This is a genomic window from Polaribacter pacificus, from assembly GCF_038024035.1.
GTDB lineage: Bacteria > Bacteroidota > Bacteroidia > Flavobacteriales > Flavobacteriaceae > Polaribacter > Polaribacter pacificus.
This window is the reverse complement of sequence record NZ_CP150664.1, coordinates 1,282,118-1,304,462: the sequence shown is the minus strand read 5'-3', so window position 1 is coordinate 1,304,462 and position 22,345 is coordinate 1,282,118. Positions and strand designations below refer to the sequence as shown.

General features: G+C 34.7%; 17 protein-coding genes. 8 read left to right on the top strand and 9 right to left on the bottom strand.

What is annotated here, in order from left to right:
- Positions 1-123: 123 nt before the first annotated feature.
- Positions 124-624 (bottom strand): DUF456 domain-containing protein, encoded by a 501-nt coding sequence (locus WHC90_RS05925; protein WP_188597563.1) that lies wholly within the window; start codon positions 622-624, stop codon positions 124-126.
- Positions 625-748: 124 nt separating this feature from the next.
- Here WHC90_RS05925 and WHC90_RS05920 point away from each other — a divergent pair, with 124 nt between their 5' ends.
- The 5 genes from WHC90_RS05920 to WHC90_RS05900 all read left to right on the top strand — a co-directional run bounded on the left by WHC90_RS05920 (position 749) and on the right by WHC90_RS05900 (position 5,749).
- Positions 749-1,114 (top strand): BlaI/MecI/CopY family transcriptional regulator, encoded by a 366-nt coding sequence (locus WHC90_RS05920; RefSeq protein ID WP_188597562.1) that lies wholly within the window; start codon positions 749-751, stop codon positions 1,112-1,114.
- 2 nt (positions 1,115-1,116) lie between these two features.
- A complete protein-coding gene (locus WHC90_RS05915) occupies positions 1,117-2,808 on the top strand; it encodes a M56 family metallopeptidase (protein ID WP_188597561.1) in 1,692 nt (563 codons plus the stop codon).
- Positions 2,809-2,817: 9 nt separating this feature from the next.
- Positions 2,818-4,068, top strand: coding sequence for a tetratricopeptide repeat protein (locus WHC90_RS05910; protein WP_188597560.1), 1,251 nt, complete (start codon positions 2,818-2,820; stop codon positions 4,066-4,068).
- A gap of 64 nt (positions 4,069-4,132) precedes the next feature.
- Positions 4,133-5,179 (top strand): energy transducer TonB, encoded by a 1,047-nt coding sequence (locus WHC90_RS05905; protein ID WP_188597559.1) that lies wholly within the window; start codon positions 4,133-4,135, stop codon positions 5,177-5,179.
- 96 nt (positions 5,180-5,275) lie between these two features.
- Positions 5,276-5,749 (top strand): hypothetical protein, encoded by a 474-nt coding sequence (locus WHC90_RS05900; protein WP_188597558.1) that lies wholly within the window; start codon positions 5,276-5,278, stop codon positions 5,747-5,749.
- Between the two features lie 50 nt (positions 5,750-5,799).
- Here the strand turns inward: WHC90_RS05900 and obgE are convergent, their stop codons facing one another.
- From obgE to secDF, 3 genes are all read right to left on the bottom strand, one after another.
- Positions 5,800-6,792: a GTPase ObgE gene (gene obgE / locus WHC90_RS05895; RefSeq protein ID WP_188597557.1), complete on the bottom strand. Its 993-nt coding sequence runs from the start codon at positions 6,790-6,792 to the stop codon at positions 5,800-5,802.
- Between the two features lie 53 nt (positions 6,793-6,845).
- The gene (locus WHC90_RS05890; protein WP_188597556.1) at positions 6,846-7,958 is read right to left on the bottom strand and encodes an adenylate kinase; all 1,113 of its coding nucleotides are present in this window, start codon (positions 7,956-7,958) and stop codon (positions 6,846-6,848) included.
- 85 nt (positions 7,959-8,043) lie between these two features.
- Positions 8,044-11,025, bottom strand: coding sequence for a protein translocase subunit SecDF (secDF, locus tag WHC90_RS05885; RefSeq protein ID WP_188597555.1), 2,982 nt, complete (start codon positions 11,023-11,025; stop codon positions 8,044-8,046).
- A 211-nt stretch (positions 11,026-11,236) separates the two neighbouring features.
- On the opposite strand from secDF, the gene WHC90_RS05880 reads away from it, so the two are divergent.
- Positions 11,237-12,913, top strand: a complete 1,677-nt coding sequence (locus WHC90_RS05880; RefSeq protein ID WP_188597554.1) for a formate--tetrahydrofolate ligase — start codon at positions 11,237-11,239, stop codon at positions 12,911-12,913.
- An 84-nt stretch (positions 12,914-12,997) separates the two neighbouring features.
- Here WHC90_RS05880 and mdh read toward each other — a convergent pair whose 3' ends face one another.
- Positions 12,998-13,924, bottom strand: coding sequence for a malate dehydrogenase (gene mdh, locus WHC90_RS05875; protein WP_188597553.1), 927 nt, complete (start codon positions 13,922-13,924; stop codon positions 12,998-13,000).
- Between the two features lie 199 nt (positions 13,925-14,123).
- On the opposite strand from mdh, the gene WHC90_RS05870 reads away from it, so the two are divergent.
- Positions 14,124-15,128, top strand: coding sequence for a DUF6588 family protein (locus WHC90_RS05870; RefSeq protein WP_188597552.1), 1,005 nt, complete (start codon positions 14,124-14,126; stop codon positions 15,126-15,128).
- A 31-nt stretch (positions 15,129-15,159) separates the two neighbouring features.
- Positions 15,160-15,750 (top strand): hypothetical protein, encoded by a 591-nt coding sequence (locus WHC90_RS05865; protein ID WP_188597551.1) that lies wholly within the window; start codon positions 15,160-15,162, stop codon positions 15,748-15,750.
- 74 nt (positions 15,751-15,824) lie between these two features.
- Here WHC90_RS05865 and gyrB read toward each other — a convergent pair whose 3' ends face one another.
- The 4 genes from gyrB to WHC90_RS05845 form a co-directional block, all read right to left on the bottom strand.
- A complete protein-coding gene (gene gyrB / locus WHC90_RS05860; protein ID WP_188597550.1) occupies positions 15,825-17,762 on the bottom strand; it encodes a DNA topoisomerase (ATP-hydrolyzing) subunit B in 1,938 nt (645 codons plus the stop codon).
- Between the two features lie 330 nt (positions 17,763-18,092).
- Positions 18,093-20,285, bottom strand: coding sequence for a PepSY domain-containing protein (locus WHC90_RS05855; RefSeq protein WP_188597549.1), 2,193 nt, complete (start codon positions 20,283-20,285; stop codon positions 18,093-18,095).
- A gap of 10 nt (positions 20,286-20,295) precedes the next feature.
- Entirely contained in the window at positions 20,296-20,784 is a 489-nt protein-coding gene (locus WHC90_RS05850) for a DUF2271 domain-containing protein (RefSeq protein WP_188597548.1), read from the bottom strand.
- A gap of 8 nt (positions 20,785-20,792) precedes the next feature.
- Positions 20,793-22,289 (bottom strand): ankyrin repeat domain-containing protein, encoded by a 1,497-nt coding sequence (locus WHC90_RS05845; RefSeq protein WP_188597547.1) that lies wholly within the window; start codon positions 22,287-22,289, stop codon positions 20,793-20,795.
- Positions 22,290-22,345: the final 56 nt, after the last annotated feature.

Below are 22,345 nucleotides of genomic sequence, written 5' to 3'. Positions count from 1 at the left end.
CAGGCTGCTTTTTTTAAAAGTAGCAATTAGTTGTGTTGTTTTGGTACTTTAGTAAAAGTGCCTTGGTTTTGTTAACCAATGGAAAGCTACCCTGAGATGGGTCGCTTTTTTTTTGTCTTCTAGTTAAAAAAATGCAGATTTGTACTCCCAAACAGTGTCTATATAAAGCCATGCAAAGGCCAGCCCAACTCCAAATTTTATTCCTGTCGAGACCAGAAACCCCAGCAAAGAACCTAAAGAAGCTTTCATCGCTCTATTGGTATCTGTGCTGTCATGAATAATTTCACCAATAAATGCTCCAAGAAAGGCTCCTATAATAATTCCAAACGGAATGGGTATAAACAGGCCGATGAGCAATCCAATAGTGGTCCCATAGATACCGTATTTACTTCCTCCAAATTTTTTAGCTCCCATTGCAGGGATAAAATAATCGATAATATATACAAATAAGGCTATGGCAAAAGTGATGCTCAAAAACGTATAATCAGCTGGTACTGCTTTTGTATAATGTAAAAATAAAAAACCAACCCAGCTGGTTAAGGGGCCAGGGAGCACAGGAAGAAAAGCGCCTACAATCCCCAGAAAAATACATAGCAGACCTATACTTAGTAATAGAATATCCATAGTTGTGTTTTGTATAAGACGAAAGTACAAAAACTTTGTTACGAATAAATTTTTAACTAAAAAATTAGTTTAAACTAGATAATTAGTTATATTTGTCGTGTAGAACTACAAAATTTATTAAAAAATGGAGAAACAATTGACAAAAGCAGAAGAGCAGATTATGCAAGTTTTATGGGATTTGGAAGTAGCTTCAGTAAAAGAAGTTATTGATCAGTTACCAAAACCAAAACCTGCTTACAATACGGTGTCTACCATTATTAGAATTTTAGAGACCAAAGAATTTGTTGGCCACAAAGCAAAGGGTAGAGGGTATGTGTATCATCCCTTGGTTAAAAAATCATCGTATAGCAATCAAAGCTTGCAAAAAATTATGGATGGTTATTTTGGAGGCTCGTTTAAAAGCATGGTTTCTTTTTTCGTTCAGAAAAATGATATGGATGTTTCAGAGCTAGAGAGTGTTCTTAAAGAAATTAATCAAAAAAAGGAATAGTTATGGCAACATATATTATACAGGTAATCGTAATTCAGGTACTTTTTTTGGCGGTTTATGATTTCTTTTTAAGCAAAGAAACCTTTCATGGGTACAACAGATGGTATTTATTAGGGACTCCAATTTTGTCTTTTGTATTGCCTTTTGTAAAAATCTCGAGTTTGCAGCAAAGCGTAGCTCAAGATTTTGTAATGTATTTTCCTGAGACCATTTTAACAGCTCAAAATAATCTTAGTCAAGAATCAATGAGTGCAGTTAGCTCTGTTGATTATTTGAATCTGTTATACGGTATAGGAGTCTTGTTTTTTGCCATCGTTTTTTGTGTAAAGCTTTATAAGATTATCCGCTTAATCATTCAAAATGAACAAATTGATAAAAAGTTTTATAAACTGATTATGCTTAGTAAACAAAGCAAAGCCTTTTCATTTTTTCATTTTATCTTTTTAGGGAAAAACATATCAGAAGACAAACAAGAAAAAATCATTCAGCATGAGTTGGTGCACAGTCGTCAAAAACACTCGATAGATTTGTTATTCTTTGAGTTTTTGCGGATCACCATGTGGTTTAACCCGATGATTTATATCTATCAAAAAAGAATCACCTTATTGCATGAGTATATCTCAGATTCTGAAATGGTCAAAACCACTGATAAACAAGATTATTTTAACAAACTACTATCCGAAGCTTTTCAGGTTGAAAATGTATCATTTGTCAATCAATTTCAAAAACAATCACTTATTAAAAAACGAATTACCATGATGAAAAAAAACAAATCCAACCCGTTTAAAAAGGCAAAATACATGTTGTTGTTGCCGATGTTAGCAAGTATTTTGGTGTATACTTCTTGTGAAAAAAGCCAAGATATAATTGAGGTTCCTGTTCAAGAGAAACAGACCAATATGAATGTGACAGAGGTAGATAAGCTGCCTACAATTATGGTTGAGGAGGTTGTCTTAGATTATGATTCAACAGCTGATGATGCCAATAGATATGTTCCTAACGAAGGAGACTTTGGCTCAATTGTACAGTATTTTATTCATAAAAACTTTAAAAAAGAGCTGTTAAATGATGAGAGCTTGAATCCGTCTAAAGGTAAGATTTATGCCTTATTTACCGTTGATAAAACAGGTGTTTTGAAAGATGTTAAAGTAAGAGCTCCAAGCCCTTCTTTAAAAGAAGAGACGCTTCGTGTTATTAATATGTTACCTAGTATAGAGCCAGCAATAAAAGATGGGAAACCAGTTGGAATGACTTTTACCTTGCCTATAAGTTTTTATGGTGCTGGAGAAAGATTGTCAACAGCGAAACAAGTTTCACAGAAAGTAAATACCAATCCAAAGGATGTTCCTATGAATATTGTCGAAGAGCTGCCTATTTACCCTGGTTGTAGCGGAACAAAACAAGAAATTATGGATTGTTTAAATAGTAGCATTAAAAGTTTTGTTTTAAAGGACTTTGATGCAAGCATGGCTCAAAACCTTGACCTTCCTTCTGGGAGAAAGAAAATTTATGTCGTGTTTCGAATTGATGAAACTGGTAATATTACCGACGTCAATGCGCGTGCGCCACATCCAAAACTGAAAGCAGAGGCAGTTAGAGTAGCGAGTATGTTACCAAAAATGCAACCTGCAAGACAAAGAGGGAAAGCCGTTGGGATACGTTATACCCTACCAATTTCATTTAGCGTAAAATAAAAACACCTTATGAAAAAGGTATTTCTTGTACTCTTAATGGGGTTTACTTTAAAAGTAGCAGCGCAAACTGCTACTTTTTCTCGTATCGATAGTTTGTTAGAAAGAGGTCGGTATCAAATAGCCCTCAAGGAACTTAAACAAATAAACCCACAAACTTACAGCAGCTATTATAAGATTGGTAAAATATATACGTCTATAGACAACCATCAAAAGGCTGTCGAGAATTACAAACAGTCACTTTTTTTGGAAGATAATTACAGTGCTCAATTGATGTTGGGTAAGAGTTATCAATCATTAAAAAAATACAGCAAAGCAATTGCAATTTATGAGCAAATAATAGCACAGAACCCTAAAAATTTAACCTTGGGCTATCAGCTAGGAAAACTGTATTTGCGCACCAATCAACTTGAGTTGGCAAAAGGAATCTTTACCAGGTTAACCGTATTGGACACTGAGAACCCTAATTACAACTATCAATTGGCTTTAATTAGTTTTAAGGAGAAGGATGGAAATGGGATGATTCAAAATTTTTTAACATCGTATAAAAAAGACACCAGTTTTGTGCCTGCTGTTTATCAGTTGGCAAAGACCTATACAGCCCTAAAAGTTAAAGATTCTGCCCGAATTTTTTTGAACAAAGGCTTGCAATTGGATTCTTTGGACATCAATTTAAACAAGTTAAAAATTAACGAACTGTATCGGGAAAGAAAATACCACATAGCTGTTGATTATTTACAAAAAATTGACAGTCTAGAGCCCGATGATGTTTTTACAAAAAAAATGCTAGCAAAAAGTTATTTTAACCTAGGAATCTATGACAAAGCTGAGCTTGAGTTTAAGAAGGTCGGAGCTTTAGATCCTGATGATTTTAGTCATTTTACCTACTTAGGACATATAGAAAAGGTCAGAAAAGAATATCAAAAAGCTCGGTTTAATTACTATCGAGCAATTTCTGCCGGAAAGAAATCAAGACATGAAGAATATTACAGTTTAGGGGTTTTGGAGCTAGAGCTTAACAATCTTAAAAAAGCCATGGAAATGTTTGGTTTGTCTGTTAAAGAAAATAATCGAAGCCATATGGCTTTATACCAATATGCCTTGACTACTGATTCTTTTTATGCCGATAAAAAGATAGTATTAGAGCGATATCAAGATTATCTAAACATGTTTGAGTACAGGGATAAAGACATGACTCTTTTTGTAAAAAAAAGAATGGATGAGATTAAAAAGGATGCTTTTATGAAAAGAAAAAAGGAATAGTCTGTCTAACTCCTTTTTCTAACAATGTTAAATTAATTATCTTTGTTGAAAATTAGTTAGGGCTGTGATAAAACAAATAGTATTTTTTTTAGTATTACTCATTTCTGTTAGCTTGTATTCTCAAGATAATAAAGATATTGCGAGAATATATTTACAGAAAGCTGCAACGAGTTTTGAAGGAGGAGACTTTGAAAAAGCAACCAATTACTTAGAGAAATCTGTTAAATATTTAGACGGGATTAAAAGTACCGATGTTGCTATTTTTGGAGCAAAACTCTATGTGCAAAAAAAGAATTTTCTTTTGGCTCAAAAATACGCCAAACAATATTTTGTTCTTAGTAAAAACAAAAAATCAAAAGAGTATTCAGATATGCTTTTACAGTATGTCGAAATTAAAGATGCAGTAGACAAATTACCCAAAGAAGAAACAGGAGGAGACAAAGATACCACCACGGTAAAAGTACTTCCACAAGAGAAAAAAGTTCATCCTCAATTTTTAAAAGCCAAGGCAGCGTTTAAAGAGAAAAACTATATCCTTGCTAAGGTGGCTTTAGATGCGTATTTTCTAGAAGTAAAAGACAAAACTACAGATGAGTACCAGGAAGTTTTGAATTTCTTTGTAGAGGTGAAGGATAAATTGGAATCCCCTACTACACCCACACCACAGGTAAAGGATGTTGTTAAAAAAGATTCAATAGAGGTACCCACAGCTATTGACCCAATAAAGGTTAAAAAAGATAGCACTACCATAGAGTCAGAAACAGATTTTGTCATCGTCCAAACAGCGCCAGTATATCCAGGGTGTAATGGTGATAACACAGCTATAAAATCTTGTTTAGATACGAGTCTTAAAGCTTTTTTTGTTCAAAATTTTAATGCAGGTCTTGCTTCTGAACTCGGTCTTGAAATGGGAGTTCAAAAAATTACATCTGCTTTTATGATCAATGAAGAAGGAGTAATCAGTGATATTAAGATACAGGCAGCTCATAGCTCTCTAGAAGCTGAAGCCTTAAGAGTTCTTAAATTAGTTCCAACCATGAAACCGGCAACCCAAAGGGGTAAGCCTGTTTCTATTAAGTATTCGTTTCCTATTTCTTTTAATGTACAATAAGTAACATTGTCTTTGTGTAGCTTTCTGTTTTTTCAAGGTCTTCTTGTTTTTAAGTACCGTGAATTAATTGTACTTTTACTTAAGTTATAGAAACTTATGCGACTACGTGTTTTTTTTCTTTTAGGTATTTTGATACTATTTCAATCTTGTCAGTTTTTCTCTTCGGGTACAACCACAGATACAAAAGGCTTTGATGAACTGATTGATTTTTCATCTGTAGATGTGTCACCTTCTTTTGCTGTCTGTGATTCACTGATTAATAAAGAAGAAAAAACAGCATGTTTTAGAACGACCATACACGAGCACCTTTTTAAAAGTCTTTCTAGTCAAAAAATCAGTGTTCATCAACCTATAGAAGAGGTTATTCAGGTGCATATAGCAATTGATAACAAAGGGAAAGCAACGCTAAAGAGTATTAGTGCAACGGATCAGCTTAGAAAAGCAATTCCTGTTATAGACAGTTTGATTAATGTGAGTTTAATGAGTTTACCAACCCTATTTCCAGCCATCAAAAGAGGTATTCCTGTAGCCACAAATTATCAATTGCCCATTGAGATTTCCGTAAAATAAAAAGACTTCCCATATTGGAAAGTCTTCTTAATTCTTTAAAATTTATTTTACTATTCGTTTAGCATTTTCCACAACTGATCTTTTAATTCTGTAAGTCCAGTTTGAGCAATTGAAGAAAAGAAAATATGAGGTATTTCTTTAGGCAGTTCTTTTGTAATCTCTGCTCTTAGCTCATCATCTAACATATCATCTTTAGAAATGGCCAATAAACGGTTCTTATCTAACAATTCTGGATTGTGCGTACGAAGCTCGTTCAATAAAATTTTATATTCTTTTAAGATGTCTTCACTGTCAGCAGGAATCAAAAATAATAGCGTAGAATTACGTTCTATATGTCTTAAGAATCGATGCCCAAGGCCTTTTCCTTCTGCAGCTCCTTCAATAATTCCAGGGATATCAGCAATCACAAAACTTTTAAAATCACGATACTCTACGATGCCTAAATTGGGTTTTAGCGTTGTAAAAGCATAATCGGCAATTTTTGGTTTTGCAGAAGTTATCACAGATAGTAAGGTAGATTTTCCTGCATTCGGGAATCCAACTAAACCTACGTCTGCTAATAATTTTAATTCTAGTAAAAACCATCCGTCTGCACCGTCCATTCCCGGTTGAGCATATCGAGGTGTTTGGTTGGTTGATGATTTAAAGTGCCAGTTTCCTAGGCCACCTTTTCCACCTCTTAACAACACAACTTCTTCTTGATCTTTGGTGATTTCAAAAAGGATTTCATTGGTTTCAGAGTCGCGAATAATAGTCCCCAAAGGAACATTAACATATACATCATTACCATCATGTCCAGTACTTCTACTTTTACTTCCAGAACCTCCATGATCTGCTCTAAAGTGTCTTTTAAACTTTAGGTGAAATAAAGTCCACATATTTTTATCGCCACGAATGATTACATGACCACCACGGCCACCATCACCACCATCAGGTCCTCCCTTTGTGATAAACTTTTCTCTATGTAAATGCATAGACCCGCTACCACCTTTTCCAGAAGAGGCAAATACTTTAATATAATCGACAAAATTTCCTTCAGTCATGGTTTCTTGTTGTTTGGATTGAGGATAAAAGTATTTTTATGCTCAATCTAATGTTATAGTGTGTCGAAAACAGTAGACAAACGCGTTGTAATCTCTTCTATAGAGCCTACACCGTTTACACCATAATAAGTGCCTTGTTTGTCATAGTAATCTTTTAATATAGCTGTTTTTGTGTGGTACTCATTAAAGCGATTTCTAATTTTAGCTTCGTCAGTGTCATCTGTTCTTCCACTAGTTTTTCCTCTTTCTAACAAGCGCTCCACTAATAAATTTTCTGGTACTTCTAAGGCTACCATTCCATTTATTTGAGATCCTTTTTTAGCCAAAAACTCATCCAAAGCTTTTGCTTGTGATTCTGTTCTAGGAAAACCATCAAAAATAAAGCCTTTTGCATTTTCATTTTTCTCAACTTCTGCTTTTAGCATATTAATGGTTACTTCATCAGGTACTAAATCACCCTCATCCATATATTTCTTTGCTAAAAGTCCAAGTTCAGTCTTGTTCTTAATATTGTATCTAAAAACATCTCCTGTTGAGATATGAATCAAGTTGTACTTTTCTTTTAATACGTCTGCTTGAGTTCCTTTGCCTGCGCCTGGAGGGCCAAATAATACAATGTTTGTCATGTTGTGTGTTGTTAATTGGTATACGGCAGGAAGGTTTCTTCCTAAACCATCGTAATCTAGGCCATAGCCTACTATAAATTTATCTTCTATGTTTTCTCCAACATAGTCTATCTTTAATTTTTTCTGATACACTGTTGGTTTTAAAAACAAGGTAGCAATTTTTAAATTTTTTACTTTCTTGTCTTCAAATATTCGATACAGTTCTTCTAAGGTGTTTCCGGTATCAACAATGTCTTCTAAAATAACAACTGTTCTACCTTCTAAGTTTTCGTTTAATCCAACTAGTTGTTTAATGTTTTCTGTAGAAGAGGTTCCTTGGTAAGAAGCCAGCTTTACAAAAGAAATCTCACAAGGACCTTTGTAAGCTCTAACAAAATCAGCAGCTAAAATAAATGAGCCATTTAATACAGCGATAAACATTGGGTTTAGATCTTTACAGTCTTTATAAACCTCTTCTGCAAGCTTTGTAACAACAGAAGCCACAGCATTGCTAGATATAAAAGGTTTAAAATGTAAATCGTGTAACTGTATGGTTTCCATAGTGCAAAGATACGCTCTTGGGATTGAATGAAAAAACCGTTTTACAAATATTGCAAAACGGTTTTTTATAAAATTTTATAGTCTATTAGTTGTTTTTCTTTTCTTTTTTAGAAACGTCAAACATAATTGGAGTTGCGATGAATAAAGATGAGTAAGTACCTACTACTACACCAATAATCAATGCAAACATAAATCCTCTAATAGAATCCCCTCCAAATAAGAAGATTGCCATCATTACCAATAAGGTGGTTAATGAGGTGTTAATAGTTCTACCCAATGTGCTACTTAAAGCTTTGTCTACAACTTTAGTATAATCCCATTTTGTGTGGATGCCTGCAAACTCTCTAATTCTATCAAAGATAATTACCGTATCATTCAGCGAGTACCCTACAACTGTAAGGATGGCTGCAATAAACGATTCTCCGATTTCCATATCAAATGGCATAAAGTTGTATAATAAAGAGAAAAGACCCATTACAATTAGTACATCATGGAAAACTGCAGCTACAGCACCAATACTAAATGATACCTTTCTAAATCTTAATAAGATGTATAAGAATACCACTAATAATGAACCAAAGACCGCCCAAAGAGCATCTACTTTAATATCATCTGCAATGGTTGGATCTACTTTTCTATAGCTCATGATTCCACTTCCTGCTTTTTGAAAACCAGGTTTGAATTCTTCATAGCTAGTAGTTCCTAAATATGATTTTAATCCTTGGTATAAAGCGCTTTGAACTTCTTCATCAACTGAGTTTCCTTCAGCGTCAATTTTAAAAGCTGTGGTTATTTTTAACTGGTTGCTAGCACCGTAAGTTTTTACCTCAGGAGCGGTACCAAAAACGTCTTTTAAATTAGAAGATATTTCAGAAGAATTCATTGGTTGATCAAAACGAACAACATAAGAACGACCTCCTTTAAAATCTACTCCTTGCTTTAAACCTAAAGTAGCCATAGAGATGATTCCTCCAAGAATAATTGCACCTGAAATAAAATAAGCAATTTTACGCTTTCTTAAGAACTCAACATTTAAGTTTTGGAACCAGTTTTTAGAAATGGCTGTATTGAAAGTCATCTTGCTGTTCTTGTTTACAGAACCGTCAATTAACATACGTGTAATAAACACTGCTGTAAATAAAGAGGTAGCAATACCAATCATTAAGGTTAAAGCAAATCCTTTGATAGGTCCTGCGCCAAATACATATAAGATAATACCTGTAAGTAAGGTTGTAATGTTTGCATCAATAATTGCAGACAAGGCACCTTTTACACTAAATCCATCTTCTACAGCAAGTTTTAATCCTTTTCCAGAACTTAATCCTTCTTTGATTCTCTCAAAGATAATTACGTTTGCATCTACAGACATACCAATGGTTAAGATAATCCCTGCGATACCTGGTAAGGTTAGTACTGCACTAAATGATGCTAATATTCCAAAGATAAATAGAATGTTTACGGCCAAGGCTACATTTGCAAAAGCACCTGCTTTTCCGTAATAAAACATCATCCATAATAAAACCAATCCGATAGCCAATCCAAAAGAGTTAAAGCTACTGTCGATTGATTCTTGTCCTAATGATGGCCCTACTACTGCAGAGTCAATCATTTTTGCTGCTGCTGGAAGTTTACCCGCTTTTAATACTGTTGCAATATCTTGCGCTTCTTTTACGGTCATTGTTCCACCAGAAATAGAAGTTCTTCCTCCAACAATTGGTCCTGGTACAGAAGGGGCTGTATATACATAATCATCTAACACTACAGCAACAAATTTCCCAGTGTTATCTCCAGTTAATTTTTCCCACAATTTAGACCCTACACTGTTCATGCTCATGCTCACTTCTGGTTTGTTTCCTAATTGGTCAAAAACCTGTGAAGCATCAACAATAACATCACCTTCTATAGGAGCAACATCATTTCTGTTTGATTTGATAGCGTATAAGCCAATAATATCTGCAGATCCATCTGCATTTGGAACTGATTTATAATCCCATAAAAATTTAACGTATTTTAAATCGCTAGGTAATAATGCTCTTACTTCTTTCATTGCTAAAAGTTTGTTTACCATTGCGGTATCAGAAACTTTAGCATTTGCAACCAATGAACTAATTTGCTCTTGACTTTGTGCAACATTTGGAAACAAGTAGGTAAACAATGATTTCTCATTAGCAGTACTCGTAGAGTCTTCTCCTTTTAATAAGTCATCAATATCGTCTTTTTTAACCTCATCTTTTTTAGTTGATGGGTTTTCTGATTTTAAAATCTCAGTCGCTTTTTGATTGGCAGCAAAGAAGAAAGACTGTACTTCTGCGTTAGTGTACACTTCCCAGAATTGTAATTTTGCTGTGCTCTGTAGTAATTTGGTAACACGAACAATGTCTTTTGCTCCAGGTAATTCAATAGAGATTCTTCCAGAATTTCCTATACGTTGGATGCTTGGTTGTGTAACACCAAATTTGTCAATTCTACTACGTAAAACCTCAAAGGCAGTATCTATAGAACTGTCAATTTCTTCTTGAATGATTGGCTTAACCTCTGCGTTTGTTTTATTAAAGTCGATTTTGTCACGCAATGATTTGTTACCAAAGATGGTAGGATCACTTAATTTTACTGTACCGTTACTTAATTTTTCAAATTCTGCGAAAAATAAGTTTAAGTAAGTATCTGTACTGCTCTTTTGTGCAGCGTCAGCAGCTAATAAAGCTTGATTAAATACAGCGTTTTTAGAATTGTCAGACAAACCAATTAAGATATCTTTTACAGATACTTGTAAAACGGCATTGATTCCTCCTTTTAAATCAAGACCAAGATTCATTTCTTTGTCTTTAATATCATTATAACTAAACTCCGAAAAGCCTAAGTTTATGATATTCATATTCCCAACGCTATCTAAATATTTTTGTTCAAAATTAGCTAGTTCTTTACCACTACCATCGGTTGCTTTGGCTTCTGCGTATACTTTTGCAGCATCTTCAACATTGCCTGCGAAATAGGTAAATGATAATTGGTATAAACTTACTAATCCAAAAAGGATAGCAAATAATCTGATTAGTCCTTTGTTTTGCATCTTCTCTTAAATTTTAATCGACTTCTTTGTAAAAACGTGCAAATATAGTATTTCATACATGAGTAAGCAATTGTTTTATCATATTTTGTAACATAAGTATTTTGTTTTTCAAAGCATTAGTTTTTTTGACCTGCTCAAACTGTTTAAAATTCTTATATTTACTCGGTTTTTTTAGGCCAATTGAATTAAAAATAAACTTAATATTAACTATATGTCTCATAAATCAGATATTGAAATTGCACAGGCAAAAACATTAACCCATATTAAAAACATTGCAAATGGCTTAGGTATTGATGAAGATCGTATCGAAATGTATGGCAAATACAAGGCAAAACTTCCTTTAGATCTTATAGATGAAGATAAAATTGCTCAAAACAATCTTGTTTTGGTTACAGCCCTAACTCCAACGCCTGCAGGAGAAGGTAAAACAACCGTTTCTATTGGTTTAACAGAAGGACTTAATAAAATAGGTAAGCAAGCTACTGTGGTTTTAAGAGAGCCATCTTTAGGTCCTGTTTTTGGAATCAAAGGAGGAGCAGCAGGAGGTGGATATTCTCAGGTGGTACCTATGGAAGATATCAATTTGCATTTTACGGGAGATTTTAACGCAATTGAAAAAGCAAACAATTTATTATCAGCACTTATTGATAACAATATTCAAAGCAAGGTCAATAATTTAAATATTGATCCAAGAACTATCTTGTGGAAACGCGTGATTGATATGAATGATCGAGCACTGCGTGATATTACTATTGGTTTAGGAGGAACAGCTAATGGAGTGCCAAGACAAGATGGTTTTAATATCACACCAGCTTCTGAGGTGATGGCTATTTTGTGTATGGCCACAAATTTTGAAAACTTAAAACAGCGTTTGGGCGATATTTTTATCGGCTTTACCTATGATAATAAACCTGTTTTTGCTCGAGATTTAAAAGCAGAGAACGCGATGGCCATTTTATTAAAGGATGCCATTAAGCCAAACTTGGTTCAAACTCTTGAAGAAAACCCTGCAATTATTCACGGAGGTCCTTTTGCAAATATTGCCCAAGGAACCAATACAATTTTAGCTACTAAGATGGGCTTGTCGCTTTCTAATTATGTGGTTACTGAGGCGGGATTTGGAGCAGATTTAGGAGCTGAGAAATTTTTAAATATCAAATCTGCCTATGCTGGATTAAATCCAAAATGTGTGGTGTTGGTAGCTACTATTAGAGCCCTGAGACATCATGGAGGAGCCAAATCTGAAGAGTACAACACACCGAGTTTAGAGCGTGTAAAAGTTGGTTTTAAAAACTTAGAAAAGCATATAGAGAATATTAGAAAGTTTAATATTGAGCCAGTGGTTGCCATCAACTCATTTGTTTCTGATTCAAAAGAAGAAGTAGACTATATTATAAGCACTTGTGCTGCCTTAGGTGTACATGCGGTATTGTCTGAAGGATGGGCCAAAGGAGGAGAAGGGACTAAAGAGTTGGCTGCAGCTGTTGTTGATGTTGTAGAAAACAAAGCGACTCAGTTTAAACCTTTGTATGATTGGAAAAGTCCAGTGAAAGATAAAATTGCGACCATCGCTAAAGAAATATATGGTGCTGATGATGTGATTTATGATAAAAAAGCAGCATTAAACTTAAGAAGGATTGATAGACTTGGATTTAATGATTTTGCGATTTGTATGGCCAAAACACAAAAATCTTTTTCTGATGATGAAAAATTAATTGGAAGACCAGAAGGTTTTGTGGTTACGGTTCGTGAAATAGAGATTGCAGCAGGAGCACAGTTTATCATTCCAATCTTAGGAAAAATGATGCGTATGCCAGGTTTGCCAACAGTGCCAGCTTCTGAAAATATGCATATAGACAATGATGGTGTTATTTCTGGGTTGTCATAGTTTTAGAGAAAAGAGAAAAGAGAAAGCAAAAAAAATCCAGCCATTTGGCTGGATTTTTTATTTACTATACATTCTAAAAGAATTTTACAATTCTAATAAAGCATTGGTTGCTTTAACGCCTTTTGCAGATTCTTGCATTTGCGCTTTTTCTGCATCGCTTAATTTAATTTCAACGATTTTTTCTATACCGTTTTTCCCTAATACTACAGGAACTCCGATACATAAATCATTTAATCCATACTCTCCTTCTAAAAGGGTAGAACATGGGAATATTTTTTGTTGGTCACAGGCAATAGCTTGTACCAATCCACTGACAGCAGCACCAGGTGCATACCAAGCAGAAGTACCAAGTAAACCAGTTAAGGTTGCTCCACCAACTTTGGTGTCTTCTAATACTTGTTGCAATCTTTCTTCAGAAATAAATTCTGAAACAGGAACTGAGTTTCTTGTGGCCAAACGTGTTAACGGAACCATTCCTTTGTCAGAGTGTCCACCGATCACCATACCATCAACATCAGAAATAGGCGCGCCTAAAGCTTCTGCCAAACGGTATTTAAAACGTGCAGAGTCTAAAGCTCCACCCATTCCAATAATTCTGTTTTTAGGCAATCCAGTTGTTTTATGAACTAAATAGGTCATGGTATCCATTGGGTTAGAAACCACAATAATAATGGTATTAGGAGAGTGATCAATAAGGCTCGAAGAAACCATCTTTACAATTCCTGCATTGATGCCTATTAATTCTTCACGAGTCATTCCTGGTTTTCTTGGAATCCCAGAAGTGATTACACAAATATCAGAATTGGCTGTTTTTGAATAATCGTTTGTACTTCCTGTAATTTTAGTGTCAAATCCGTTTAATGAAGCGGTTTGCATTAAATCCATTGCTTTACCTTCTGCAAAGCCTTCCTTGATGTCTAAAATAACGACTTCTGAAGCGAAATTTTTAATAGCAATGTACTCTGCACAACTTGCGCCAACTGCTCCAGCACCTACAACTGTTACTTTCATTTTTTTATGATTTTAATTTTTTGCTAATTTACAACATTTAATAAAATCTTAAAGCAGATTCCGTTTAAAAGATTGAGTTGTAAGTTGGTAATTGGATAAGAAACTGATAGTGAAAAACATAATAAAACTAAAGCCCCGTATTTTTACGGGTTGTATTTTCGTTTTTTTTGTTACTTTTGATGAAGTTTAACAAATTTTTATGATGAAAAAAAAGATAACACTATTGCTTTTTGCTTTTTGGACCACGGTTTCATTTGGGCAAATAGATCTAGGGACTATCCTAGAAGGAGGGACCAATGACGCCAATGCGTATTTAAAAGGATATTTGAGTCCAATAACAACCGGTTTTGGGCATGGTATTAATGGAGGTTGGTACTCTACAGCCAAAGCTCATAAATTTTTAGGCTTTGATATCAAGGTGATTGCTACTGGGGCCATTGTGCCAAAAGAAGGAGAGAGTTTTACCTTTAGAAATGCAGATTTTACCAATATTAAAATAGATGATACAAATTTATCGTCAGTAGAGATACCTACCATTTTGGGTTCTCAAAAATTAGCAGATCGTCCGTTGTTAGAATTTAGCAATGGCGGTAATAGTATTTCTATTTCATCTTTACCTGGTTCTGGGCTTAAAGAAGAGATTGGACAGAATATTGTGCCTTCTGCCATGGTGCAGTTGGGTGTTGGTTTGTGGAAGAATACAGATGTTAAAATTCGATTTGTTCCAGAACAAAAACAACCTGAATTTGAGTTTTCTACTTTTGGAATAGGAGTGATGCATGATATCAAACAATGGATCCCTTTTGTAAAAAGATTGCCATTTGATGTATCTGTACTTGCCGCTTGGAACGATGTAAAATCAAAGTTTTATATGGATCATAAGAACAATCCATCACAAGCCTTAGAAATGAATACCAAAACAACCATGTTTCAATTGGTGGCATCCAAGAAATTTTTATTCTTAACTGTTTTTGGAGGTGTAGGTACATCTTCTTATACATCTGATGTTAATGTATTAGGGACGTTTAAAACTAAAAATACTGGTCAAACCTATACAGATCCAGTAGCGTTAAATTATAGCGGTAGTGGTTTTAGAGGAAACTTAGGCTTGAATGTAAAATTATTATTCTTAAACATCAGTGCAGATTACGCTATACAAGAATACAATACGTTTACGGCAACCGTAGGATTCACTTTTAGGTAATAGTTCGTTAAAAAAATAAAAAATAAAAAAAATGAAAACAAAAATAAATTTAAAAAAAGGAATACTACTATTTACGATAGTAAGTATGTTAATTGGTTGTGGTATTACAGCAATACCGTTGGTGGTAAATAAAGATGTTTCTTTGGGGGTAATAACTGTAAATGGTTTACAAAATGAATATATTTATTTTCAGGTAGTAGATTTAGATCTAACAGATTTTTTAGATGAAGATGAGTTAAATGATGTTGAATCAGCTGTTTTTAAGGCGGTTGAAGTAACTCTAAGTGCAGATTATAAAAATATCGTAACACAAAGCGAAGATCTTGAAGGTTATTTAGGTTTTTATGTTATAACTGAAGGTGTTCCATTTGATATTGATAATTTCAGAAAACACACAGAAGTTGCTGTAAGCCAGTCAGGTAATGTGTTTGTAAAGCAAACCCCTAATAAGCTTCCATTTTTAGATGGGAGTTTTAATATTAAGGATGCTATAAAAGATAAGAAAGTAAAAGTAGGAATTGCTCTTGGAGGAGGGAATAATTATTTCTCAACGGAAAAGCTAAACGACAATAGCTTTAGTTTTAGTGTAAAAGTAGAAACAGAAGTTGAAGTAGAATTATAAAAAAATAGTATTATTAGATATAAAAAAAAGCGTAGAATTATTCTACGCTTTTTTTGTTGTTTTTACTTTTTTAGTTATGCATCTATATTCGCATACTTAGCGTTCTTTTCAATAAACTCTCTACGAGGTGGTACTTCATCTCCCATTAGCATAGAGAAGACTCTGTCTGCCTCTGTAAGACTGTCTATAGTTACCTGTCTTAAGGTTCTAAATTCTGGGTTCATGGTGGTGTCCCAAAGCTGTTCTGCATTCATCTCTCCCAAACCTTTGTAACGTTGAATAGAAACATTACCTCCTAGTTTTTGAGCAATCAGATCACGTTGGTTGTCATCCCAGGCATATTCTTTCTTTTGTCCTTTTTTAACAAGGTATAATGGAGGCGTGGCAATATAGATATAGCCTTGCTCAATCATTTCTCTCATATATCTAAAGAAGAACGTTAAAATTAGAGTAGCAATATGCGATCCATCTACATCGGCATCACACATAATCACTACTTTGTGATAACGAACTTTGGTTAGGTTTAATGCTCTTGGATCTTCTTCTGTACCAATAGAAACACCTAAGGCTGTAAACATGTTTTTGATCTCTTCGTTTTCAAAAACTTTGTGCTGCATGGCTTTTTCTACGTTCAAGATTTTTCCACGCAGTGGTAAAATGGCTTGAAAATTACGATCTCTACCTTGCTTAGCAGTACCTCCTGCAGAATCTCCCTCAACTAAGAATATTTCACATTGTGATGGATCTGTTTCTGAACAGTCAGATAATTTTCCGGGCAAACCACCAATACTCATCACTGTTTTACGCTGAACCATTTCTCTGGCCTTACGAGCTGCATGACGTGCTTGGGCTGCTAGGATTACTTTTTGAACGATAATTTTAGCATCGTTTGGGTTTTCTTCTAGATAGTCAGTTAGCATTTCAGAAACTGCCTGCGATACTGCAGCTGTAACTTCTCTGTTTCCTAGTTTTGTTTTGGTTTGTCCTTCAAATTGAGGCTCTGCAACCTTTACAGATATAATCGCTGTTAGTCCCTCTCTAAAATCATCTCCTGCGATTTCAAATTTCAAGTTTTTTAATAGTCCAGATTCATCTGCATACTTTTTTAAAGTAGCGGTTAAACCTCTTCTAAAACCAGATAAATGAGTACCTCCTTCATGCGTGTTGATATTGTTAACATACGAGTGAAGATTTTCTGAGTATGAAGTATTGTATACCATTGCAACCTCAACAGGAACTCCATTTTTTTCACCTTCGATAGAAATTACATCTCCAATTAGTTGCTCTCTGGTACTGTCTAAATATTTAATAAATTCTGGTAGTCCTTCATCACTGTGAAAAGTTTCTGTAACAAAATTACCTTCATCATCTTTGCTTCTTTTATCGGTAAGGGTAATGGTAATCCCTTTGTTTAAGAATGCCAATTCACGCATTCTCGTCGCTAAGGTTTCGTAGTTGTATTCAGTAGTCTGAGTAAAGATTGATCTGTCTGGTAAAAAAGTAACGATGGTACCAGTAAAGTCAGTTTCTCCTATGGTTTTAACAGGGTATAAAGCTTTTCCTTTTTCGTACTCTTGTTGCCATACTTTTCCATCCTTATGAACGGTAGCAGTTAAGTGATCAGAAAGTGCATTCACACAAGAAACACCAACACCGTGTAATCCTCCAGAAACCTTATAAGAGTCTTTGTCAAATTTACCACCAGCACCAATTTTTGTCATTACCACTTGCAAAGCAGATACGCCTTCTTTTTTGTGGATTCCTACTGGGATCCCACGTCCGTTATCTCTGGTTGTAACAGAGTTATCTTCGTTAATGGTCACCTCTATGGTATCACAATGGCCACCCATTGCCTCATCAATAGAGTTGTCTACCACCTCATATACTAAATGGTGTAAACCTCTGATTCCGATATCTCCAATATACATCGATGGACGCATTCTAACATGTTCCATCCCTTCTAGGGCCTGGATACTGTCAGCAGAATAATCGTGTTTTTTTTCTTCGCTCATGTTTTAAGTTTATAAATTAAGTCAACTCTTATAAAAGAACAAAACAGGCATGCTGTTTGTTTATAGGATGACGATTTTTTCTATAGATATAGCTTGACTTCTAACAGCCAAAATCTCAACTCAAATTTAAGCTTTTTTAAGCACAATTCAAGCCCGCTAATTGATTTTTCTTTAAATTTATCAACATTTGTTAAAATCAAGAAAGTGTCTTAGAGTGGCTAAAAACGGCTTTAAAATACGTATTTAAAATCAAGTAGCGACTTTGTAAGTAGAAAAATGAGAACGTGCGTCTATGCCTAAATTTGAAGCTTTAAAAAATGTAAAAATCAATTAATAACAATCAGATTTTAGCTGATTACTGTAGTCGCTAATCGGTTTTTTGTTATACTGACGAGAGAGATTGTCTAGTGCTTTCATAACGCCTTTTTGCATGTTTAGAGAGCCACAGATCATAATGGTACCACGATCTCTTAAAACAGCCGCAATATAGGCCTCATCCCTAAGAATTAAATCTTGCACATAGCAGCTGTCATCAGCTTTAGATTGAGCTAAGTGCAACTGGCTTAGCTTTTTGTTGTCTAAGGCTTCTTGTAGCTGTTCTTTATAAATGTCTATAGAGTTTGCGTGGCGTAAACCCAAGTAAAGATGCGTAGGGTTTTGCCGAACATTTTGATGTAACATCCCAAGAAAAGGAGCCACTCCAGTTCCATTGGCTATTAGGATAACTGCTGAAGATTTTTTTGGAAAATAAAAAGAATAGTTTTTAATAATTCGAGCTTTTATGGTACTGCCTACACTGAGTTTGTGTAGGTAACTTGAGCCAAGCCCTTTGGGATGTAGTTTAATACTAAGTTGTAAGTTATCGTCTATTTTACCGATAGAGTACAAGCGCTCACGCTCATCATTTGCAGGGTAAATTGCCAAAAGATCTCCAGATTTTATTTTTTGTTTGCTGTTGGGTTGTAATTTGATTAAAAAGGTTTGATCAGGGTTCTCTTCGATTCCTTTCGTTTCTACAACCGTATAGCTGTGTGTTTTTAGAGGTTTTGTGACAAGGTTAGTTTTAGAAACGCTTAGTGGTAAATCATTGCAGGCAGCCCATTCATCTAACCATTGATGAAAGGTTTCAAAGGATTTGTCATTTATTTTTACCAGCGCCGTCTGGCGATTAAAACCTGGTTTTTTGTTTAGCACTGCATCCACAACACTTGCAAATTCACAAAAGTTAGGGTAGGACATAGATCCAAAACCAACTACAGAAAATTCGATAGGATTTACTTGGTCAATGGTCTCTAGTTTTTGTAAAAAATTAGACGCGTTAGCAGGCGGTTCTCCAACTCCGTAAGTTGCGGTGATCACGATGAGTTTTTTTGCTTTTTTATAGCTTGTGTATCTATTTAAATCCGTGATATAACTCTTTTGCTTGTTTGCCAACAATTGCTCGTGAAATGCAGCGGCGTATTTTTTTGTTGATCCGTTTTCTGAACCCACCAAAACAACAATTTCTGCCTGGTCTTTTTTCCAAGGATTCTTAAATTTTGACGCGCGTCTTTCTAGCGTCATTTTAAATCCAGAGTAGATAAAAAACAAAATATTAATACAGGCAATTAGCAGTACTATAGACCAAGTAATGCTTCCAGAGCCGGTGTGTAAATTGATGCTTGCAACCGAAACTAAATGAATCAAAGGATAATCCTTTTGGCTATGAATGGCTCCAGTATACTGATTGATTAAGTATTCTTTGTCTTTTAACTTTAGGGTGTAATAATCTTCTACGTCATCAGAAAAAGGAAATTCAATGCTTCTAACATCTGAAAGTTGCGTCTTTTTAAAGAGTTCAAAATCACTGCTGTTTATTCTAGTATCGCCTTTTGTAGTTGTTTCTATGGGCTGATGCTTTACTGTATCTGAAGGAAGTAAATCAAAACGCAAAAATGATAGGTAAACTCCGGTAATGGTAATAATAATGATCGGAATCAAAAAGAGCCTACCGAGCACGATATGGTAGTATTGAGCAAAGTTCTCTTTGATGATTTTTGAGAAAAATCGTTTAAAAGTACTTTGTCTTTTAATTATTAATATCGATCCAGAAACTGCAATCAAGAACAATAAAAAAGAACACAGGCCAACAAAAAAACGTCCTGTGCTTTTTAAAAAGAGTGATCTGTGTAAGGTGGTTGTAAATTGAAATAGTTTTGATTTCTCAATTTTGTTTCCTAAGAAATCACCTGTTTTAGGGTCGATGTATCCTTGAATCATTTCTCCCTCCAAATCAATGGCGTCAATCAACACAAAGCCATTTGCATCAATAGTTAGATCAATAACCTCATCATAATTTTCAGCTATCATTAGCATGGTTTCTGCTACCGTTATAGTTTCAAAACTTTCTGCTTTGTAGGGCTTTACTTGCTCTGAGATGGGCTCAAAGGCAAGTATGATTCCGGTAATGCTTGCTAGCAAAATGAACAAAAAAGAAGATACAGCCAGACTTAGGTGACTGTATCTCCAAATTGACATGGTCATGGGATACTTTTTATTTCTTGTTAGGGATCATTCGGATATAACGGATATAGCCTTTTCCTTCGTGCTTCTTTTTAATATTTTCTGTGGTCAAAAGAAACTCGACATCTTTTTGATAGTATTCTTTATCTTCTACAGCAGATTCAAATCGAATACTGTAACCTGCATTGATTTTTGAGTCGTCTATCTCTATCATGTGGATAGCGCGTTCTCCACCACCAACAGTAGCGCCACTAATCGCATCAATATCGCTGTCTTTTTTACCTAAAAAATGCCACCATTCTTCTAAATCATGATACCACTCTTCATCATCTCCTTGTACAAAAAGTGTTTTTTCGTAAGCGCCCTTTGGGTTGATAAGGCTAATGGCAACATAGGCGCCTTGTCCAGAATAATTAACCAACTGAACCATACATTTATATTTTGTACTGTCTGTTGGTTGCGTAAAAGACAGTAGGCAAATGCATGCAAGGCATACTAAAAATGTTCTTTTTAAATTCATGTCTATTGTTATTTTAAGAAATTAAGAGCTGTATTATTTTTTTTCAAAATCTCATTTTCAGAAGCAAAATCATAGGCAGTTTCTTCAAAGCTGGTTGTAATCTGCTTATTAGCGCCTTCTTGTAATAAATACTTTAAAATCTTAGTGTCTTTTGCTTTCATTGCAGCAATGTGCAATACTGTTAATCCATCATCGTTTGTAGCATTGATGTCTATTTGGTAAGGCTTTAAAAGTTTTAACAAGGCAATGTCTGATTTTTCTATTGCGATATGGTACAGACTGTTGTTTTTTGCCTGAACTTGGTTAAATTTTAGCCCTTGTTTTTTTAAGATGTCCGCTTTTTGACTAAATTCTTCTGGTTTGTTTCTGTTATAAGAATGCACCAGATTATATACTAAGCTATTGCCTTTTTTGTCTTTGATACTAGCATCTGCCTTATTACTCAACAGATAGTTGATCACAGCAGGAGAATTGCTTCTAACAGCTTTAGAAAGTGCTGTTTCTCCATCTTTATTTTGTAAATTGATGTCTTTTACACGAGGCATTAAATAACTAATAATCGAAAGGTTATTTCTGCTTGCCGCATTCATAAAAGGCGTGTTTCCTTCTTTGTCTTGTTGGTTAATACTAACCCCTTTTTCTAGAAAATAAGCAATCAATTTCTTATCATTTGAGCGAGAAGCAATAGCATGTAAAGGATTAACTCCTTCTGTGGTTGTTATATTTGGTTTGATCCCTAACTTTTCTAAAAATTGAAACAATTCCAATCCATTAGTGCCATTTCTAACACCTTGACTTGCAAAAATCATTGCGTTTCCATTCTTTTTGTTTCGGCTATTGTAATCGACACCTTTGGCAATTAATTTTTTAAGCATCTCAATATTACCAGTTCTTGCCGTATAATTAAAAGCACCATTTCCATCGGTATCGGTATCAGATAGGCTTAGTCCTTTTGATTCAAAATAAGAAACCAAGCTAAAGTCTTTAAGTTTTGGTATAAGCACCAACAACGGGCTTGCACCACTTTTGTTCTTTTCATTGGCAATGACAAAACCATGTTCTGATAATAAATCATACACTTTGGTGTCTAGTTGTCCTGCTGCGGCAGCAAACATTAATACAGAGCTTCCTTTATCATCTAAGATGTCTGTTTTTGCCCCATTGGCTAAAAGGTATTTCATTAAAGGCAAGTTTCCTCTAGAAGCTGCCCAAAATAAATAGGTTCTCCCGTCATGGGTAAGCTTATTAATTGGATTTCCTTTTTTAGCAAGTAGGTACTTTAAGGTCTTTAAATCTGCATTTGCAAAAATGGCACTGGTTACTGGATCAAATCCAGAACTGGTTAATTCTGTAGGGTCATTCCCTTCTGCAATTTTCTGCTCAATACTTGCTATACTTGGTTTAGAGGCCCAAAAATTTCTGTCCTGAAAGATGTTGCTCTTTCCTTGTGCTTGCGCTGCTGTGGTTAAAACAAGCATAAGAAGTATCAAAATGACGTTTTTCATTGTTGTGTTTTATTAGATTCGGGCACAAAAGTAATGTAGAATGAATCTAAATAAAA

Excerpts from the sequence above, each read along its gene's own strand:
- WHC90_RS05925 (WP_188597563.1), bottom strand. The coding sequence starts at position 624 with ATGGATATTCTATTACTAAGTATAGGTCTGCTATGTATTTTTCTGGGG.
- WHC90_RS05920 (WP_188597562.1), top strand. The coding sequence starts at position 749 with ATGGAGAAACAATTGACAAAAGCAGAAGAGCAGATTATGCAAGTTTTA.
- WHC90_RS05915 (WP_188597561.1), top strand. The coding sequence starts at position 1,117 with ATGGCAACATATATTATACAGGTAATCGTAATTCAGGTACTTTTTTTG.
- WHC90_RS05910 (WP_188597560.1), top strand. The coding sequence starts at position 2,818 with ATGAAAAAGGTATTTCTTGTACTCTTAATGGGGTTTACTTTAAAAGTA.
- WHC90_RS05900 (WP_188597558.1), top strand. The coding sequence starts at position 5,276 with ATGCGACTACGTGTTTTTTTTCTTTTAGGTATTTTGATACTATTTCAA.
- obgE (WP_188597557.1), bottom strand. The coding sequence starts at position 6,792 with ATGACTGAAGGAAATTTTGTCGATTATATTAAAGTATTTGCCTCTTCT.
- WHC90_RS05890 (WP_188597556.1), bottom strand. The coding sequence starts at position 7,958 with ATGGAAACCATACAGTTACACGATTTACATTTTAAACCTTTTATATCT.
- secDF (WP_188597555.1), bottom strand. The coding sequence starts at position 11,025 with ATGCAAAACAAAGGACTAATCAGATTATTTGCTATCCTTTTTGGATTA.
- WHC90_RS05880 (WP_188597554.1), top strand. The coding sequence starts at position 11,237 with ATGTCTCATAAATCAGATATTGAAATTGCACAGGCAAAAACATTAACC.
- mdh (WP_188597553.1), bottom strand. The coding sequence starts at position 13,924 with ATGAAAGTAACAGTTGTAGGTGCTGGAGCAGTTGGCGCAAGTTGTGCA.
- WHC90_RS05870 (WP_188597552.1), top strand. The coding sequence starts at position 14,124 with ATGATGAAAAAAAAGATAACACTATTGCTTTTTGCTTTTTGGACCACG.
- WHC90_RS05865 (WP_188597551.1), top strand. The coding sequence starts at position 15,160 with ATGAAAACAAAAATAAATTTAAAAAAAGGAATACTACTATTTACGATA.
- gyrB (WP_188597550.1), bottom strand. The coding sequence starts at position 17,762 with ATGAGCGAAGAAAAAAAACACGATTATTCTGCTGACAGTATCCAGGCC.
- WHC90_RS05855 (WP_188597549.1), bottom strand. The coding sequence starts at position 20,285 with ATGACCATGTCAATTTGGAGATACAGTCACCTAAGTCTGGCTGTATCT.
- WHC90_RS05850 (WP_188597548.1), bottom strand. The coding sequence starts at position 20,784 with ATGAATTTAAAAAGAACATTTTTAGTATGCCTTGCATGCATTTGCCTA.
- WHC90_RS05845 (WP_188597547.1), bottom strand. The coding sequence starts at position 22,289 with ATGAAAAACGTCATTTTGATACTTCTTATGCTTGTTTTAACCACAGCA.